This window comes from Okeania sp. SIO1H4 (assembly GCF_010672695.1).
Taxonomy (GTDB): Bacteria; Cyanobacteriota; Cyanobacteriia; order Cyanobacteriales; family Microcoleaceae; genus Okeania; species Okeania hirsuta.
Window position 1 is genome coordinate 32,319 of the sequence record NZ_JAAHGB010000035.1, and the last position, 17,010, is coordinate 49,328.

Sequence of the window (17,010 nt, forward strand, 5' to 3'; positions counted from 1 at the left end):
AAAGTCACTACTTATTATAGATAAAATCAGGTCAAATGATCGCAAGTTTTCAAAGGTAGAGTCTAATTTTCTATAAATTAATCCTGATAAAGGATAAAAATTATCAAGAATAAATTGCAATATCATTAAAATTAATCAGCGAAAATTAAGTGATTAGCGATACCTAATTTATCGATCAAAAACGAGGAGAAAATTGAAAATGAAAATTACTAGACGTATATTTTTAGCAACAGGCACAGCAATGGCAAGTGTGGCGATCGCCGAACTTGGTAAAAGTAATCGAGGATTAGCCCAAAGTAGGGCGATAAATCTCTATTCTTCTCGCCACTACGATACCGATCAAGCTCTCTACGACAGTTTCACCAAAAAAACTGGCCTCAAAGTCAATCTCATAGAAGGCAAAGGAGATGAGTTAATCGAACGTATCAAAAGCGAAGGTGCTAACAGCCCTGCAGATGTTTTTATTACAGTAGATGCAGGTCGTTTGGGACGAGCTGAAGAAGCAGGAATCTTGCAACCCATTTCTTCATCTACTCTCAACAGTAAAATTCCAGCAAACCTCCGCAGTCCCCAAAACCTATGGTTTGGTTTCTCCAAACGGGCACGGGTAATAGTTTATAACAAAGACAAAGTTAAACCATCTGAGCTATCAACTTATGAAGACTTAGCCACAGATAAATGGAAAGGCAAAATTCTGATTCGTTCCTCCAATAACATTTATAATCAATCCTTAATAGCATCTTTAATTGAAATTCATGGAATATCAGACACAGAAAATTGGGCAAAAGACTTTGTTAGCAACTTTGCCAGACCTCCAGAAGGAAATGATACTGCTCAAATAAAAGGTGTTGCTGCAGGTATCGGTAATATTGGTATTGCTAATAGTTACTATGTAGGCCGTTTAGCAAAATCTGACAAAGCAGAAGACAAAGCAGTTGTTCAGAAAATAGGAATGTTTTTCCCTAACCAAAATGGGCGGGGTACTCACATTAATATTAGTGGTGGTGGCGTAGTTAAAACTGCCCCAAATAAAGAAGGTGCAATTAAGTTTCTCGAACATTTGGCCAGCCCAGAAGCTCAAAAAATCTTCTCTGAGGGTAACAATGAATATCCTGTAGTTGCAGGTGTACCTGTTCCTAGCGTTTTGACAACCTATGGCAACTTCAAGAGCGATTCTATTAATGTTGCTACTTATGGCAAGTTGAATGCTGAAGCGATTAAATTAATGGATCGTGTGGGCTGGAAATAGTAACGATAATATCATCAGGACTTACGCACGAAGCACGAAAAAGTAGCGTTTGAGATTGCTTTCCGTCCCGGAATGCTCCGCAAACCCTGTGGGTTGCAATGACGGAAATACGTTTTACTGCGTAAGTCCTAGATTATATCAAATCCGGTAGCATTGGTATAATTAGATAGTTAATTAGGAGTCAGGAGTCAACCCACCCCTAACCCCTCCCAGGAGGGGAAGTCAGGACTCAGAAGGGAAGAGAATTTAGAAAGATTTGTTAATGGGTGAAGATGAAAAATTTTTTTATACCGAATTAAACGGATTGGATATTATTTAATGGAGAAAAACAATGACTCGTCAGCCATTACTTGATCCTAATCGTTCTTATACTTTCAGCAATTATTTTGAGTTGGGATTTACGATAGATGATTTGGTTGCTGAATTTGGTTATTCATTTGAGCGAAAATTTCTCACTTTACCACAATATCCTGATGAATTAGACCGAATCACTGATTTAAAGGAGCGCATTGAGGATATATTACCTTATATAGATTTAGATAATGAGGCTACCCGTAGGGAAATGCTCATTGCGCCCATTATCTCAGATTTAATTCATTATTCCCACGCTAAGTTAAGAATAGAATATTCTATTCAAGTTAACAACAGATTGCAAGGAAAATTAGATTATTTGTTACGTTCGACAACGAATTTGATTGTTATTGAAGCTAAACAAGCGGATATTAATCGAGGTTTTACTCAGTTAGCGACGGAAATGATTGCCCTCGATCAATGGATTGATTCCCCACAAACTGAAATTTTAGGGGCTGTAACTACTGGTAATGTTTGGCAGTTTGGTGTTTTAGATCGTCAAGCAAAATTTATCTGTGAAGGAATCAATCTTTACCGTGTTACTGAGGAATTGGAGGTCATAATCAGGATTTTATTAGCTAGACTTGTTTGAATGGATGGGTTTTTGGGATTTTCAGGACTTAATATCATGTCCGGTTGAATACTTATAAATAAACGAGGGAGGAGTCAGAACTCAGGTAGGGGAGCTGTCGGTAGGGCGACCTACAGGAGTTAGGAGGGAAGAGGGAAGAAAAAAGAGAATGACTCCTTAGTCTATAGAACCCATTTGAGATCTATATAATTATGGTAGTCAAGTCTTTTCGTGCATCTATTTTGAGGAAAAATTATCTGAAGGAGTGTTGAATTTTTTTTATTATTTCTCCCCACATCTTCCCTCTTACCTCCTGCCTCCTGTCTCCTGTCTCCTGTCTCCTGTCTCCTGTCTCCTAGCTAACGCGCATATTTATGAAGATACCAAATGGGTTCTATATCACAACGATACATAACAAACTCTTAATGATATAAGTAATGTCTATTGTGTAAAAATAAATAGATTACTTACATTAAGATGTTATTCATGGCAATTCAACTCCAACAAGCTCTAGAAGTAGGAAAATATCTCCTGACTCAACGTCTCAAAGGGCCTAAACGTTTTCCCCTAGTTTTAATGCTGGAACCTCTATTCAGATGTAATTTAGCCTGTCCTGGTTGTGGAAAAATTCAGCATCCGAAGGAAATACTCAAGCAAAACCTCACACCTCAAGAATGTTTTGCTGCTGTAGAAGAATGTGGCGCTCCCGTGGTTTCTATTCCTGGAGGCGAACCTTTATTGCATCTACAAATTGCTGAAATTGTGCAGGGGTTAGTCGATCGCCAAAAATTTGTTTATTTATGCACTAATGGTTTGTTACTTGAAAAGAATATAGATAAATTCAAACCCTCTCCTTATCTAACTTTTAGCATTCATCTTGATGGTTTACAAGCAACTCACGATCGATGTGTTGACCGACAAGGAGTGTTTGAAATAGCTGTTAAAGCAATTCGCGCTGCTAAAGCAAAAGGATTTCGAGTTACTACCAATACTACTGTATTTGAGGGAACAGACCCGAAACAAATGCAGGAATTTTTTGATTTTCTAGAAAGTTTAAGTATTGATGGAATGATGATTTCTCCTGGTTATAGTTATGAGTGGGCACCAGACCAGGAACATTTTCTCAAACGCCAACAAACACAGTTATTATTTAGAGAAATTCTTGCTCCTTTTAAAACTGGTAAAAAGAATTGGAATTTTAATCATAATCCTCTATTTTTAGATTTTTTGATGGGAGAAAAAGATAAAGATTATGATTGTACTCCCTGGGGTAGTCCTAGTTATAGTGTGCTTGGTTGGCAGAAACCTTGTTATTTAATGAATGAAGGATATTATGCTACTTTTAAAGGACTTTTAGAAGAAACTAATTGGGATAATTACGGTTATAAAAGTGGGAATTCTAAATGTGCTGATTGTATGGTTCATTGTGGTTATGAACCGACAGCAGCAATAGCAGCAATGGAGTTAGAAAATATTCCTCAAGTTTTGGGTTCTTTGTTGAAAATTGGGGGTTAAATAAAAGTTATTGTGTCTACGCTCCGATTTTTTGGCAGTTGTAGGGATTAGGGTAAACTTTTTTCGACTACCACTGACAACCTTCTTCAAAAGGATAGCATTACGTCTTTTGGTTAGGACAATAATTTTTGGTGGTAAGGGAACAGAGGAATGTAAAGAGCGTAAAAACCAGAATTACGCCCAACAATTTCGTTAAAGTGGTGATCACCTCCCAAGCGATAATAAATTTTATCTGCCTTTTTCAAATATTCGGGCAACGTTTGATTTAATTAGGGTTTGCTGATTAAATCTAAAAGTATTGACATATAAAGGTTTTAACATTTTTTAGTTGAAAAAAGTCCCAGCTTTTAGGTCGCTTAGGTTCAAAAAATTAGCATTTTAGGCGCATAGTTGCGCAGAAAAATCAAGGGACTATTCTTCCTCCTACCTCCTCTATAATTCCCATTTCTCCTGACTCGGTCCTCCTACCCTCACCCATAAGACTTTTTCAGCAAACCCTAATTAATTAATAGGAAAAGCTGCATCCACACCACCAACAAGAATGATTGTCATTCTCACAAAACCTGTCAATTTTTTACCGCTGCTTATATTCTTTAAACCCTTATCCAACAATAGTTTTGAGCTGCTTGTCACCCCGTGATTTCAAAAACTTTAACCGCATTTATTGTTGACTCAATCTTAAATATCAAAACTGTTGATTTTTGTTCATTTGTTTAACTGTTGCCATCATTTCTCCTAAAAAGGGTAAACCAATAATCGCAGGAAGAAAATAACGAGAAGTGCATAATAAACCTAAAGCTGCTCCTGTAGCTTCTCCAAAATAAGGTTGATAAAATAAAATCAAAGCAGCATCACGAGTACCCACTCCAGCAAAAGTAAGTGGTAATAAACCAGCTAAAATCGCCAGAGGAGATAAGGCTAAATTAGTCAAGAAAGGAACATCTGCTTTAAGAGCTAAAATGAATAACCAGATTTGAAATAAATGTAGAAACCAAATAAAAATAGAAGTAGTAGAAACTTTAATTAATTGCCTTTTATCCTCCCAAAAATAATCGTGCATTTCTAACCATGATTCTTTTAAACTCTCTAATTTTTTCCCTATTTTTTTAGGTAAAATCTTAATCCCAATGTCAAAAAAAACAATAGCAAATTTTCTAGAACCTAAGAGAATTAAACCTAATATTAAACCTACTCCTACTCCTATAGTCATCAACCAGAAAAGAGAATTCTTGTCAGGATAAACTATCAAGCCAAATACACACCATAAAAGTAGTGATAACATATCACAGGCTTTTTCAAAGACTACTAAAGAGAGAGATAGAGTACCACTTAAATGTCCTCTATCTTTCATAAAATAAGCCTTAGCAATATCACCCATTTTTGATGGTAAAACCATATTCAAAACACTAGCACCTAAAATCAAACGATTTGCTTCCAGAAAATCTAAACTGCTTCCTTTAGGCATTAATTGTTGTAATCGCCATGAGGTAAATAAAGTAATGGGAATTACCATTGCTAAGGACAAAAACATGATTAAACCATCACAATTAGCAAAAACTTTTGCTAAATTTTGTAGGTCAATTTTAGAGTAAATAATTAGTAGAATAGCAACGCTTACGGCAATCGAAATATATTTTTTCATTGGATTTATTAGATGATTAATTATGGCTATTTAGTTACTTATAATTTTCTTTCTAATGTTAAATTTTGCTTGGGTTCAAGTTGTTTTATTTGTGGAGTAAGATCGAGCCAACGTTGTAGCTGTCCTTCTTGAAAAGTTCGACTCATAACTACATATATAGAAGTTTGATCGCAACCTATTCCCCCTGCAATAACGGAATCCCATGATTCTGCAGTTAATTGATCGTAAACAACCCAATTGCCATTATTCCATTGTAAAGAACGATAGAAGCCAAAAGGAGCATTTTTCTTACCAGTAATCAGTATTTTTTGCAGAGTTTTACGGATTAAATTTGGGAAAAAACGTCCTAGTGTAAACATAACTATTCTTAAAACAATTAAATTAAAGCTAGTCATTTGTTTTTGTTTTGCCCAACCTAAAGAACCTTGAATAATAATTTCATTTTCCCCTAGTTCAATTTTGTAACGAGAGCTAACTAAATGAGCTACTGCATTTTTTACTTTATTTCCTTCCTTGATTAACAGAGAAAATTGAGTATCAGAAAGAATTAATTTATTGTCACGAAATAGTTTGAAAACTCCGCCTTTATTAAGAGCAAGATAAAGTTCAGTATTTTCCCTCCTATCTATTAAAATACCTCCTTCTTTTAAATGAAATCTTCCCTGAGGGCGAGGGGATAAATCAGGTCGAACTTCAACAAAATCACGCCAAGCTAAAAGGTAATTCCAAGTATGATGTCCTACTATATGATCGTCCGCATAACAAGGATTTAATCCTTTTTCTAAACCCTTTAAAAAGCGATCGTTAATATTCAATGCTTCTGGCATCCATTTGCCCACTAATTCAAAGCCATAGGGAAAGAAATTATAAGTATTACGACTGGTATATTCTCCACCATAAGACCCATCTGGATGAACAAAATGACTAGCAAGAGCAACAGCTTTCGCTAAAGCACCTTTTAGATCGATATTAGGATTAAGTTCATAAATCCATGCTAAACAAGAGATAGTTAAAGTATGATAACCTGGGTCGCATCCTTCATACTCTTGAAACCAACCTTCATGGTTTTGCCATGATAAAACTTGTTCTAAACGCTCTTGTTTACTTTGATTCCATTTATCAGTTTTTAATAAATCAGAAAGTAACTCTAAGCATAAAACAATTAATGCTTGATGATTTGTCAGTCTGCCACTTTCTTGATGATGTGCTAACCAATCAGCTCTTTTTTCAAAAAATCTTAAAGCATTTGGATTATCTAATTCCATTAACTTATAACTTTCAATACAAGCTAATAAAGAAAATGCTGCTGCTCCTCCTGCTCTTTCAAAAGGAAAATAATCATCACAAGAACCATCTTTATGAGCGCTTTTGGCAGCAAATAAAATTCCCGCTTCTACCCAATCTCTAATAATTTCTTGACCATAAAAATGATTTTCAGGAATATTGGTTTTATAAGCTAAAGCTAAAGGAAAAACAAATTCTTGGCTCATTCCACTGGGAAAATCTATAATTTTATACTGCCAAAAATTTCGATCAAAACAGCCATAGTTGTAGCTATGAACATTTCGATCCATTAAAGTCAATATTTTAGGTATTTGGGCGATCGCCTCTTGAGCAAATATATTTCTATTCATTAATAATATATCAATCTAATTTTAAGTAGGTCGGCGGGGAAATTTATAAGTATGTGACAAAAAATTAAACCCTAGTTTGAGAGTTAAATTTAATCGGTTCTGTACTTTATTGTCCTATTTCTAGCCTCGCAGTCACTCCATCCTTGACATCCTCCTGACGCTGCACTTGCGTGACAGCGCGGGATTCCCTAACATTGCTGATAGGGGCTTTCTGTTTCATAGCACCCGCCCTCCGAGACTTGCTCCCTTCGGGCCTTACGGTCGCTCCACAGACTGACACTGCCTGCCCGGCAGCCAAAATATTTATACTAGCGTTGATATCTCTATCGTGGTGAGCTGAACATTCTGGGCAATCCCACTCTCTAATATCAAGAGGCAATTTCTCAACCACATGACCACAATTAGAACAACGTTTAGAACTGGGAAAATATCTATCAATTTTAATTAGTTCCCGGCCGTACCATTCTGCTTTGTATTCTAATTGCCTGACTAATTCTCCCCAATTTGCATCACTTATTGCTTTAGCTAACTTATGGTTTTTTACCATATTCTTAACTGCTAAGTCCTCAACTACAATAGTTTGATTTTCTCTAATTAATTGAGTGGTTAGTTTATGGGTATAGTCAAGCCTTGAATCTTTGATTTTTGCGTGTATCCTAGCTACTTTCAGTCTAGCTTTCTGGTAATTATTAGAGCCCTTGGTTTTTCGGCTGAGTGATTTTTGAGCTAACCTCAGTTTCTTATACAGTTTATTAAAATACTTAGGGTTGTTGACTTTTGTGCCATCACTTGTGGCAATGAGACTACTAATACCAACATCTACACCAACTTGTTTATTGAGTGGTTTGAGTTTGAAATCTCTGTTGTCGTTAAATCTCAAAGACACCGACCATCTATTGGATGGGTCAAGCATAACTGTTATTGTAGTGGGGCTACATCCTGGTGGTAATTGCCTACTCCATCTGATCGGTAATGGGGAAGCACATTTAGCTAGATATACTTGGCCATCTTTCCATTTGAATGCAGACTTGGTAAATTCAGCACTACCACCATTGCGTTTTTTCTTAAAGTTAGGATATTTGGCCCGGAGTGAGAAAAAGTTAGTAAAAGCTGTTTGTAAATGTCTCAGACTTTGTTGCAATGGTACGCTGCTTACTTGGCTTAGGAATTCTAAGTCCTCCTGCTTTTTCCATTTGGTAAGCATGGCCGAAGTTTGCTTGTATCCTACACGATCCTGTTTCTCGTACCAAGCTTGAGTTCTAATCGCCAAGGCTTTGTTGTAGATTAGTCGCACACAGCCTAAAGTTCTCCGCAACAAGTTTTCCTGTTCTGGAGTTGGATAGAACCTAAATTTGTATGCTTTTTCAACCATCTACTGCTAGCTAATTAACTTTTCACAGTTTTAATACCAATTTCATAAAGTCAGACTACAGATAACTTGACATCTTGGATTTCAAGCTTGATAGATATTTTAACAAGTGTTGCTTAAGTTTATGAAATTGGTATAACACATTGTTTGTGAAAGATCGATATTGATTGCGATTCATCCCGACGCTCCCGTAACCGGAGAGCGCGGGTCTTCTCGCAACACTTTGATAAATTCCATAAGCAACGTCTAACTCGTCGTCAAACATTTGTCGGGACAGTTATCTTTTTTGAGATATTGCCACTCCAATCCAATTGAGTCGATCTTAGAACAATATTTAGGCAGAAATAAAGATGTATAAACCTAATATTCCCACTTTCACCATAACTTTTGAACTTCCTGACATTTGTGTATAAGGCCATTATCCTGTACTATGACTCTCATACGTCCTAATTTTTCTCCTTCTTGAGCTTCTCCCTCCATCATCTGGATGTAAGATTTACGATTCACCACCGATAACGCTCACCATAAACAAAGCTGATTAGAGGTTTAAACAGCGCGATAATGCTTAATCTAGGACATCGATGCTTTGTCTGTTCAAAAGATTTTTGTTCACCTCAATTAGTAATATTAGCACTAGAGAATCAGCATCAGGGTTTTACACAAAATTTAACACGATCTAATCTTATCATACAAGATCCATTATCTTATACAATTTTACTTTAAATAAGTCACAAATAGAGGCTTTATGTGTGACAGCCATTTAGTGAAATTGTATTAGATTTAGACACATATATATCAATGATATTCACAAAAACTAATTTACCAAGACAAGTTGCTATCTATATACTTGTAATTACTGGTTCACTGATTCTTTATGGTTATTCTTTTAACTCTTCCCAAAATGTAGCACTTGACGTTCCATATGTTCAAGCTTTCATCGATCCTCAAATTTATAGTAAAGATTTTTATGTTCAAGAATTCTTAAACTTTACACCAAGATACTACCATCAAAAATTAATATCTTTAACAGCTAGCTTAGGTTTAGGTTTATCCTTGACCTACTTACTTTACTATATAATGGCTTTTTCCTCCCTTGTAACAGGCTTGTATCTTATAGGGAAAAAGTTTGGTCATTCTATTTTATCAGGAGCACTACTGGCTTTTTTGGTTTTAAATACACATAACTTAGAAGCAACAGTTGGATATACAAGCATTTTTAGAACTGAACCAACTCCTAGTATTTTCGCAATGGGATTGGCAATTTGGGGAATTTATTATTGCTTTTGTAATAACTGGTTTAGAGGGTACTTATTTTTTGGATTGGCCTGTCTCTTACAATTTTTAGTTGGTTTTTTACCAGGGTGTTTGTTTATTCCTATATTATTGAGATATGCACATAAAAATCATTCTCTGAAAACTTTAATAATTTCTTTAGTAATATTTGTAGGCTTTGCTTGTTTAGTTTATGTTCCCATGAAGTTAACAGGAGCAACTAATAGTGAGATTCTAAGTGACTCAGAATTTATTTATTGGTATGGTTATATTCGCCATCCTCACCACATAATTCCTTCTCGGTTTTCGATTCAAGAATGGAAGAGTTTTATTTTTTATCTTACTGGTACTTTTTTATTAATTAAAACTTCAGATTTATTAAGTTCTGATGATAAAAAAAATCTTTGTATCATTATATATTTTACTTTGTTGGCACTTGCTGTTAATTATGTTTTTGTTGAAGTTTATCCCTTATCTTTATTTGCAAAATTGCAATTAGCTAGAACAACTCCTTTTGCAAAAATTGTCACACTTATCGTTATCAGTGTTGCAGTTACTCAATACTATCAAAAAGGGAATCTAGCAATTTGTTTACTGCTTCTTTTTCTTCCGACTATTCCGACTACCAATAATAACGGAATGCTATTTTTTTCAGTAGTTTTAATAATTGTAATTTTGCAAACTTTTGATTTGTTAAAATTAACAAGAACCAGATTATTTACCTCTCTAGCAATTATTGGCTTATTAAGTTGGATTATTTTCAATGCTCCTTCAACATCAATTTCAACAATATTGGAAATTATTTGTCTACAATTACTTTCTTTAGGAATTTTATCAATTCCTTTTTTATTACAAGAAAAGCAATTACTACTAAAAAAACTTAATGTAAGGATTAATGCAACTATTTATACTTCAGCGATATTTTCTCTGATCTATTTTTATTTAGGTTTTTTCCAACTCTTACATAAAAGATTACCCCAAATTAATTATTCTCAGATCCCAAGCCACCGTCTCGCATTGAATTTTAGAAATCTTACTACCAAAGATTCCTTAATTTTGATTCCTCCTTCTCAACATAAATTTCGCCTTTATTCTCAAAGGTCTGTAGTTTTTAGTTTCAAAAGTTTTCCCTACACTGATAAAGGAATAAAACAATGGTCTGAACTTTATAATATTCTAGTGGATTTAGAGTGGAAAAAAAGAATTATTTCCCGTAATTTAGATTTAAAATATCAGAATTTAAGTAATGAAGAAATCATCAGAATTGCGAAAGATTTTGGTGCTGATTATATCTTAACTAAGACTAATTGGCATTCAAATCTGCCATTAGAAAAACTGATAGAAGATGAAAAATGGGTGATTTACAAGTGTAATTGAATTTTATAGTATCAATATATGATTGTAAAGTTTGGAGAGGCAGTAAGTCAGGAATAGTATCAGGAATAGTCTGAAGAAAAATATTTTTATTAACAAATCTTGATTTATCAGGACTTACGCAGTACAACTATTGTATAATCTCAGCATTTTTCTGGATATTGTCACTGTAATTAGTGCCGTTGCGTAGGTCCTGTTTATTATCATTTTCTTTGTGGGTTTAATACCCCACCGTCAACGGGGGTGTTCACGCATTACTTGGGGGAGCGAATCCCCATGTAATTTTCCTCCTGTCTCCTGTCTCCTGTCTCCTGTCTCCTTCTTCAAAGTCGCTACAAACCGTCATGAATTGTCTTATCCCAGAATTGAGAGATCGTTTTCTGGCAATTCCTCTTTAGGGACGTTGCATGCAACGTCCCTACCTACTCTCCTACTCCTTAAAAAGACTTTTTCAGCAAACCCTATTATAGAGCTATACAAGCATTGACATAAAGTCTAAATTCATCTGCTTACCATACTGGGGGTTGCACATTATGGAATGATATTGCCAAAAATTGGTTTAGATTTTGACTAAAAATAACCATTAATTAATCATTCTAGCAATTGATTAATCCACAATCCAATTCAATCAAAAATATCAAATCATTCGTCACTGTACAACGCCCCATACTGATTGGGTTGTTTTAATGAAAGGTGTTTTTATGAACCGGAGGTATCAGAGACTTTCTAGCATCTACTCAAGTCATAAAGATAAGTTGATGCACCTTTCTTTTCCAAACGATCTAATTCCAGCGAACACTCCAAGCTTTGAATATAATCTAAAGTAAATTCTTTTTCTTTTAAGCTTCTTTCCAAGGTGTAGGAAAACAAAAACCACACCCTTGAATTACCACGTAAATTTTCGATGTCTTGGACAAAACCATTTTTACCTCCAACTCCCCTAATAGTTTCTAAATTTTTTAGATTCTGAAATCGTGGCTGATAATAACCAAATTGATACTTTGTTCTATAAAATACATAGACTTTGTCATTGGATTTAGACTTGTCAACAATATATTCAATAACTGGCCTAATATTTTCTCCTACTATCGGGTTCTCAAGATTTTTCAATCCGATTAAGACTGGATTAAGAAAAAGGACAAAAACTATACCTATATATACAAATTTGTGAACCCTTTTCTTGAGATAATCTAGACCTTCAGCAACCAATAAAAGCAAGGATGGAAGAATAAATAAAAGCGATCTTCCTCCTGGAAGATAAGCCAAGCTCGACGAAGTTGTAAACGTGTATTTTTGAAGAATAGAAGCTATCAGTGCCAGTACAATTGGCAGAACTAATACGAAAACCTGAAACCTCTTTTGTTGTACTATTTTTTGTGTGCAACCACAGATAAAAAGAACCCAAGATAGACCATATACGCCTAAGCTTCCAGGATTAATAAATATATTTTTGAATGTATCTAAATACCAACGAAGAGTATCTTTTGGCGAGGAATTCAATGGATTAGGAGCGAAAAATCCTTTCCTCGCCCATGCTGCTAACTGACCATCACTTCCGAGGGAATTATTAATAACCAAATAAAATATCAATAGAAAACTTATTAAGATTAAAAAAGCAATAATACCGTACTTGATAAAATAAATCTTTTTTCTTTCGAGTAAGCTGCAAAGAATCAATGAAAAACCAACAGATGCTAGAACAAATATAGCCGGAAAAGATAACCATAATGATAAAGCCCCCACAAAACCATAAAGAAATGCCCAGGGGTAACTTATCTTTTTTTCGTATAATTTTAGAGCAAGAATGTATATAAATAGAGTTACTGAAACATCAATAGAATATTGTTTAAATTCTGAGGAATAATAAACTAATGAATTAGAAATTGCAAATAAAAGTAAAGCATATGGAACAGCCCTAGGACTATTATATTTTTTAGAGACTAAATAAAAAAGCCAAAGAGAAATTAATCCAAATACTAAAGTAGGAAGTCTCAAAGCATATTCATTTGGTCCGAATAAATTGATAGAAGTACGAACCAGAAACAAAAATAATATGGGCGCATTTTGCCGAGCATCTAAAGGCTCAAGTAAGTCAATATAGGAACGATCAATTACATTTACCGCCAACATTGCTTCATCTAGCCAAAGTGGACGGTTGAAAATGAACTGATAAATTCTTAGGGTAGCTCCAATTAATAAAATTACTGCTGTAGTCAAATTGATATGGTGAAGAGATTTAAGTGAAATAGTCCTTGTCATGTTGTTAAGAGTAAAATAGACTTCCTGGAAAATTAATCTCAAATATTTAAATTTACTAGGCTAAAACTTAGTTTCCGGAGAAGTCTAATACAAAAAACAAACGATGATATTTAGACATAATTAACAAATGTAGATTATGTTAATTTTTTTAAGTTACTTCACTTCTATCTATAATTGACAATACAATCATTGTTTAATTATTGAAAATTATAGTTAGAATATTTCTTGATTAATATTTGAGATTCATTTTCCATAAATAGAGCAAAAAAATCTAGAAATAAATCACAAAAAATTGGTGAAAATAGGCTAATTTATGTAAATACCCCTACTAAAACTGCTATAGTTCTATATTGCTATAGTTCTATATTTTCAACTTGATTATTAAATCTCTTAAAATTAGATAGACGCTTTTCTTCTGTTTTTTTAATTAATTGTTTTATCCCAGCAATTTCTTCTGGAAATTTTTTCTGATAAATTTTTGAATCATTCCAGATTTTAGTTAAATGAGTCTCAATATTATTTTGATTAATTAAGACACCAAAATCTTGAGGATATTCATCTTCATCTGAAGAAGGAGACAGGAGACAGGAGACAGGAGACAGGAGGAAAATTACATGGGGATTCTAACCCCAAGTAATTTTGAACACCGTGTAGACGGTGGGGTATTAAACCCACAAAGAAAATGATAAATTTTATAAGGATCTACTAATAGATTGATAGTAAATACCACTGTTAATTGAGAAATAACAACTACACCGAATATTTTTAGAAAATGAGCATAATCTTTCATCCATCCATTACCTTAAAATTATGAATAAAATAATAACTTTTTGTCGCTCATTTTCATTATTAATTCTCTTAATTTTTTAATTTATTTCTATCTATATTGATAATACAATCATTATTTAAGTTTTGAAAATTAGAGTTAGAATCTTTCTTGATTAATACTTGAGATTCATTCTCCACATTTATATGTTTAATTTCTTTAGGGTAATTTTCATTTAATAGAACTAATAAAGGATACTCAAAAGAAGAACTTTTAAAAGTCAAACCTATATTTTTACATTGATTTGATTCTACTCTCACAACTTCATCTAAATAAAATTGTTGATATGTTGGTTGAGTTTGAAAATACTGTTCTACTCTTGAATTTTGAAAAATATTGTTCTCCCCAATTAATGGTCTTACTGAATTAAAGAAAACCCATTTGTAAGAAAGACATAAAACAAGTATTGCCAAGAAATAGCTTACTTGTTTCGGTAAAGATTTAGAAAATACAACAGCTACAAAAGGAGAAAATAATATAAATAGAGGTAAATGTAATCGACAACGATAAGGAGACCATGTTAAAAGACTTGCAAATAAAACAAAACCTAAAACTAGAACTATCCCATATTTAATTAAAAGTTTATTTGTCCATATTTTTTGATTAATAGTTAAGACAACAAATGACCCTATTATTAATAATAAATGCAAAGGATTACCTGCAACATCTTCATTAGTAGATAAGCCAGGAACATAAAATTTTCTGGCTTTAGGGCTAATTAAAGCTGGATCGGATAAGTCTATTCCTAATACTCCGTGAATAATTTCTAATACTTTATTAGTTAAACCCGTAGTAGGAGAAATAATTTTTTCTAATTGTAGATTCCTGACAATATCAGCATGCAATGATAAATTTTTTAAGATTCCTGAAATAGAAATCAATACACCGAATTCTTTATTTCTTTCTCCCGTCGCCGCCAACCCTAATACCGAGTCAAAAAGAGCATAATTTCTTAAATAATGTCCTAAATTAATGGCTAATACTATTAATAAAATAATAACTATAGGTTTAATAGCTTGCCACTTTAAATTCTTAATTCCCCACAACAATAACCAAATACAAAATGGGAAAGCATAAATATAAGCCGTACCTTTTGTTAAAATAGCTAAACCTAAACTAAACCCTAAAAACAAAATATTACTTTTAGATATACCGTTTTCTAAGGTTGTAAATGTAAAATAAACAAAACAAATTAACCAAAAAGTAACTACAAGATCGTTATTAGTACCAGAAGCTTGTAGAATTCCCATAGGAATAGTTACAGCAAAAACACTAGCCAGAATTTGATCGCGAATATTACCACCTAACTGTTTAGCAAGAATAGAAACACCCAAGACACTCATTACCATGCTACCCCATTGGATCGTATTCACAAAGCGATCGCTTTTGTTGAGAATTTGAAAGTGAGCCATGGCATATTCTGACCAAGGATTTTGATAGAGATGAAATAAATTATAGGTAGGATAATGAGCGACAGTATGATTTTGAATCCAATAATATATACGAGGTAAATGATACTCCATTGAATCGGAGTGATTGGGTGCAGCGATTATTGCATTTATACCAATTAAGAACACAATAATTGTTATACAGGTGAGCAAAAGTATTAACATTGGTGATAATCCCAGTAAACTTTTGCCCCATGTTTTGAGATTATTTATGTGTTTTTTTAAGGAAGATTTTGTTAATAAAAATACATATAAACAATTTATTAATAACCAAGCTGCTATTACCCAAAAATACTGAAATAAACCAAATAAACTTAGTAATTCAGTTATTATTGTTAAAATTATTCCCCATAAAACAATAGCTTTAAAGAAACTATCACGCCAATCATTTTTTTGAGTTAATAATTGAGCAAAAATCAAGACAAAGGATAAGATAGGAAGAATTATCATTTTTAATATTTCAATAATAAGTTTAAAAAAAATCAGTAAATTTTTACTAATAAAAGCTAATCACAATTAGAATTTTCAGGCTTATTTTCTAATGAGTTAGCCAAAAAGTTACGACGTAATTTTAATTGAATATCTTCTAAAAGCTTACGATTAACTGACATCAAATCAGCAATTAGACCAAAAATAAATAGCTGAAATCCCATTAAAATTAAAATTGCAGCTAAGAGTAAACTAGGGACATGAGACCTCGTAGTGCCACTCCAGTATAGAATTAACCAACGTACACATAAAATGAAACCAAAACTCAAGGGAATAGTCCCTAAAATTGAGAAAAACTTTAGAGGTTTATAAGTCATAAAAATCCGAACGATCGTAAAAATCGATCTTTGGATATAAGCTGGAATGCTTTTAACTAATCTGGATGGTCGTAAATAACCATTAGTTCTAATGGGGACAGAAATAATTGTCATTCCTTTTTGCCCAGCTTGGATAATAGTTTCTAGTGTGTAAGTATATTCATTAAAAACATTTAATTGTAGTGCTGCATTACGACTCATAGCACGGAAACCGCTAGGAGCATCAGCAATATTTGTTTCACTAGCAATACGGACGACTAAACTACCTATTTTTTGTAAAAATTTCTTGATTGGTGAAAAATGTTTAATCTGTTGAATTGGTCTAGCACCAATTACTATTTCTGCTCTTCCATCTAAAATTGGTTCTATTAGTTTAGGTATATCTGCTGCACAATATTGATTATCAGCATCCGTATTAACAATAATATCAGCTCCATGTTGCAAACAGGCTTCTATTCCCGCCATAAAACCTTTTGCTAATCCTTGATTATATTCAAAATTAACAATATGATCGACTCCTGCTGCTTTGGCAACTTCTAAGGTCTTGTCAATACTACCATCATTAATGATCAACCATTCTACCTTATCTATACCAGGAAGTTGTCGAGGTAATTCAGTTAGAGTCATCCCTAAAGTAGCTTCTTCGTTATAACAGGGGATTTGTATAATTAGTTTAGTCATTAATCTTTGTTCC

At 33.5% G+C, this 17,010-nt stretch carries 11 protein-coding genes; 4 read left to right on the plus strand and 7 right to left on the minus strand.

Going from position 1 to position 17,010, the window contains the following annotated elements:
* The first annotated feature begins 199 nt into the window (after positions 1–199).
* The 3 genes from F6K06_RS20515 to hpnH all read left to right on the plus strand — a co-directional run bounded on the left by F6K06_RS20515 (position 200) and on the right by hpnH (position 3,686).
* Positions 200–1,249, plus strand: a complete 1,050-nt coding sequence (locus F6K06_RS20515) for a Fe(3+) ABC transporter substrate-binding protein (RefSeq protein WP_124146504.1) — start codon at positions 200–202, stop codon at positions 1,247–1,249.
* Positions 1,250–1,580: 331 nt separating this feature from the next.
* Complete coding sequence (locus F6K06_RS20520; protein WP_124146505.1) at positions 1,581–2,192, plus strand: hypothetical protein; 612 nt, start codon at positions 1,581–1,583, stop codon at positions 2,190–2,192.
* Between the two features lie 465 nt (positions 2,193–2,657).
* Positions 2,658–3,686: an adenosyl-hopene transferase HpnH gene (gene hpnH / locus F6K06_RS20525; RefSeq protein WP_287243862.1), complete on the plus strand. Its 1,029-nt coding sequence runs from the start codon at positions 2,658–2,660 to the stop codon at positions 3,684–3,686.
* A 685-nt stretch (positions 3,687–4,371) separates the two neighbouring features.
* On the opposite strand, the gene F6K06_RS20530 is transcribed toward hpnH, so the two are convergent.
* From F6K06_RS20530 to F6K06_RS20545, 4 genes are all read right to left on the minus strand, one after another.
* Positions 4,372–5,328: a lysylphosphatidylglycerol synthase transmembrane domain-containing protein gene (locus F6K06_RS20530; protein ID WP_124146507.1), complete on the minus strand. Its 957-nt coding sequence runs from the start codon at positions 5,326–5,328 to the stop codon at positions 4,372–4,374.
* A 38-nt stretch (positions 5,329–5,366) separates the two neighbouring features.
* Positions 5,367–6,962, minus strand: coding sequence for a hypothetical protein (locus F6K06_RS20535; protein ID WP_124146508.1), 1,596 nt, complete (start codon positions 6,960–6,962; stop codon positions 5,367–5,369).
* Positions 6,963–7,068: 106 nt separating this feature from the next.
* The gene (locus F6K06_RS20540) at positions 7,069–8,334 is read right to left on the minus strand and encodes an RNA-guided endonuclease TnpB family protein (RefSeq protein ID WP_287243864.1); all 1,266 of its coding nucleotides are present in this window, start codon (positions 8,332–8,334) and stop codon (positions 7,069–7,071) included.
* A 372-nt stretch (positions 8,335–8,706) separates the two neighbouring features.
* Positions 8,707–8,838, minus strand: coding sequence for a hypothetical protein (locus F6K06_RS20545; RefSeq protein ID WP_282433662.1), 132 nt, complete (start codon positions 8,836–8,838; stop codon positions 8,707–8,709).
* A gap of 291 nt (positions 8,839–9,129) precedes the next feature.
* On the opposite strand from F6K06_RS20545, the gene F6K06_RS20550 reads away from it, so the two are divergent.
* Entirely contained in the window at positions 9,130–10,980 is a 1,851-nt protein-coding gene (locus F6K06_RS20550) for a DUF6798 domain-containing protein (RefSeq protein ID WP_287243865.1), read from the plus strand.
* Positions 10,981–11,703: 723 nt separating this feature from the next.
* On the opposite strand, the gene F6K06_RS20555 is transcribed toward F6K06_RS20550, so the two are convergent.
* The 3 genes from F6K06_RS20555 to F6K06_RS20565 form a co-directional block, all read right to left on the minus strand.
* Positions 11,704–13,194, minus strand: a complete 1,491-nt coding sequence (locus F6K06_RS20555) for a glycosyltransferase family 39 protein (protein ID WP_287243867.1) — start codon at positions 13,192–13,194, stop codon at positions 11,704–11,706.
* A gap of 900 nt (positions 13,195–14,094) precedes the next feature.
* Positions 14,095–15,960, minus strand: a complete 1,866-nt coding sequence (locus F6K06_RS20560; protein ID WP_287243869.1) for a glycosyltransferase family 39 protein — start codon at positions 15,958–15,960, stop codon at positions 14,095–14,097.
* A 56-nt stretch (positions 15,961–16,016) separates the two neighbouring features.
* On the minus strand, positions 16,017–16,997 hold the full coding sequence (locus F6K06_RS20565; RefSeq protein WP_287243870.1) for a glycosyltransferase family 2 protein: 981 nt from the start codon (positions 16,995–16,997) through the stop codon (positions 16,017–16,019).
* Positions 16,998–17,010: the final 13 nt, after the last annotated feature.